The sequence below is a fragment of the Brunnivagina elsteri CCALA 953 genome (assembly GCF_002289455.1).
Taxonomy (GTDB): Bacteria; Cyanobacteriota; Cyanobacteriia; order Cyanobacteriales; family Nostocaceae; genus Brunnivagina; species Brunnivagina elsteri.
This window is the reverse complement of record NZ_NTFS01000589.1, coordinates 1-2906: the sequence shown is the minus strand read 5'-3', so window position 1 is coordinate 2906 and position 2906 is coordinate 1. Positions and strand designations below refer to the sequence as shown.

Here is a 2906-nt window from a genome sequence, read left to right as displayed (position 1 = left end):
ATTATATAATTATCAATCGTATCATTCGTAGGGGTTGGGTATCCCAGCCCTTATATATTGGGGCAATGGGGCAATTTACTTCTTGGTGTTCCCTTACCCTGATTTATTTATCCTGATTAATTTTCACCACCTTTTACTAGTAAATGCGTTCTAGTAAAAGATGAAATAATCTGCAAATAAAAAAAATATTTTAAATTTTCATGACCAAATAGTTAGTTACAACATGGTTATAAATTATTGTTATGTTAAAGCTTTACCTATGTGCTATAAGCAAAGCTTAATACCTAAGTTCGGCGTAGCTTGCTTGGCATACTGCGCTTTAAACTAAACCGACTGAAAACAAAAAGTACAAACAAAAATACGGAATTTTCCTATGAAGAGCGAAGACAAGGCAAAACAAATTATATCGCCCTGGTGGCGCTTGCCTCTTGAAGCTCTATTCCCAGATAAAAAATTTGATGGACAGTTACAAAACCCTGGTGACGAACGGATGTTTGATTTTGATGATGTCATGGCATCCCCAAATCCAATCGCCAAAATTGCCAATGAAATAACCTACTATCCAGAAAACGATCAACGTGAACTCTTTGCCATTTTTATTTCTGGACTGGGACAACTGGAACATGAGTCTTCAAAAAGAAGTCGCAGGTATGCCCATACGCTCCTTACTGGCATTTCTAATCTAAATAATGCCTCTTTTCTCAAACAGCATCCGATTAACGCCTTTATTAACCGCTACCTTGATTGGGTAAATGGAACTTTGGACAGGCTTGGTTTATCTGGTAGCCCAGTAATTCCCAATGCTGCGAAATTGATTCATTATGCGGTAACACACAATGTTCATCTGAATTTATCAGGGGATAGTTTGGGGACAATTTTGCTAGCGAGGGCAATTAGACGTGCTAAAAGAAAATTTGTCTGCGATCGCGCTCGCATGTTTGATTTTGCTGCACGCCGAATTCAAGAACAAGTCTGGGAGAGTCGTACTAGTCAACTGATTAATCTCTTTATATTTGGTAATGGCTATCAGCAATGGGTGAAGGGTCCAAATTATATCATGGTTTATATTCAAGGGGACCCATTACCTGAGAAATTGGGAATTACACCTCAAAGAGCAATTAAACAAAAACGAGATGATATCAAATTTTTGATATTTCCGCGTTTGTTTCCTGAAGGTAGTTTTGAAGCTCATAATATGATGTATACAAATGAACTTCTGCGCCAAACTTTTATTAAAAATCAAATTGAAATTGGTGATTTTTGGGGTCTATATAATAAGCTTACTCAAGGTACTCTCAAACTTGCGACAGCCGATGAAGTTCCTTGGTCTAGCGATATTAAGGAGTATACCTGGAATCCTGATAGTCTCAAGTCAATTCCACCTTTATTACCTTAATTTTTATTGCTTCATTTGAATATTTAGGGATTTAAAGATAATAAATAATAAAATATCCTAACTTCTAGATTTATCAATCGTATCATTCGTAAGTCAGGGTGGGGAGACCCCACCCCTACAATTTAGGACAATAGACATGGGAGTGAAAATGAATGTAGAGACGTAGCATTGCGGAGGCACGATAAGGGTTTCAGGTAACGAATAATTAAATTCGGTCGATGTTTACTATGTACCGCAAAAATAAATAGAGATTAGCTAGAATAGAGCGATTTATACGATAGCTTCGCTGACTTTTGGTATCGCAATTATGGCTAATCAACTAAACAAGACTATATTAATTACGGGTACATCCTCTGGGATTGGTTTAGAAACTGCCAAAATCTTTCAAAATCAGGGTTGGAATGTAGTTGCGACGATGAGAAACCCAGACCAAAATAGTGAACTTGCAAAGCTTCCCAATATTCTTTGTTTACCATTGGATGTGACGCAAACACAGACAATCCAAACTGCAATTGATGGTGCGATCGCAAGGTTTGGTACCATCGATGCATTGGTGAATAATGCTGGTTATGGTTTGATTGGGGTGTTTGAAGCTTGTTCTCCAGAGGAAATCGAACGTCAGTTTGCCACTAATGTTTTTGGTTTAATGGCTGTAACCCGTGGAATTTTGCCCCATTTTCGCGATCGTAAACAAGGGATTTTAGTCAATATTGCTTCTATCGGTGGTAAGATGGTTTTGCCGCTTTATAGTCCTTACCATTCCACAAAATGGGCTGTGGAGGGCTTTTCGGAATCGCTGCATTTTGAGTTGAAGCAATTTAATATTAAAGTCAAAATCATTGAACCTGGACCAATTAAAACAGATTTTTATGGTCGTTCGATGACTGTTTCCCAAAAACCTGGATTGACAGATTATGATGACTACTCAAATAGAGTTTTACCACAATTGCAGCAAGCGGGAGCGGGTTCGCCACCAAGTGTTACAGCAAAGGTCATTTATCGGGCTGTAACCGATGGTAGTTGGAAATTGCGTTATCCAGCAGGTGGTAATGCGAGTTTGTTGTTGACTCTACGGAAGTTTTTACCAGATGTACTATTTCACAGCATCATTAAAGCTGGTCTTGAACGGGAAGCCGCTCCGCGATAGGGTGGGGTAACATTCTATGCAGCTTCACAAAGAATTGGTATTAGAAGCGATACTTTTGCAGTTTACTAGGATTATGGCAAGGGAGTTAGGACTTACGCACTGTACAAAAGAGCTATGTTGTGTATCAACGTAAATACGTTGTTTCAGGCTTTTCTAAATTACCCTTTCTTGGTTGCGATAAGCGGAGCTTAACGCCAAAGGCGTATCGCATGGTGCGGAACAGAAAAATCAAGCTCAAAGCGTGGAAACCTATACCCCCATTTTGATTTTTCTGTCAATGCGTAAGTCCTAGGAGTAACAAAAATCCCAACTTGATGAGAACAGAGAATTAATAGACATCGACCGAATTTAATTATTCGTTAC

At 38.6% G+C, this 2906-nt stretch carries 2 protein-coding genes; both read left to right on the top strand.

Annotated features, from left to right (window positions below; genetic code table 11):
- Positions 1-373: 373 nt before the first annotated feature.
- Positions 374-1396 carry a hypothetical protein gene (locus CK510_RS28745; RefSeq protein WP_095724887.1) on the top strand — a complete coding sequence of 341 codons (1023 nt, stop codon included), beginning with the start codon at positions 374-376 and terminating at the stop codon, positions 1394-1396.
- Between the two features lie 307 nt (positions 1397-1703).
- A complete protein-coding gene (locus CK510_RS28740; RefSeq protein ID WP_095724886.1) occupies positions 1704-2543 on the top strand; it encodes an SDR family oxidoreductase in 840 nt (279 codons plus the stop codon).
- The last annotated feature ends 363 nt before the right edge of the window (positions 2544-2906 follow it).

Bases quoted from the DNA above. Each gene is read 5' to 3' on its own strand.
- CK510_RS28745 (WP_095724887.1), top strand. From the start codon at position 374: ATGAAGAGCGAAGACAAGGCAAAACAAATTATATCGCCCTGGTGGCGC.
- CK510_RS28740 (WP_095724886.1), top strand. From the start codon at position 1,704: ATGGCTAATCAACTAAACAAGACTATATTAATTACGGGTACATCCTCT.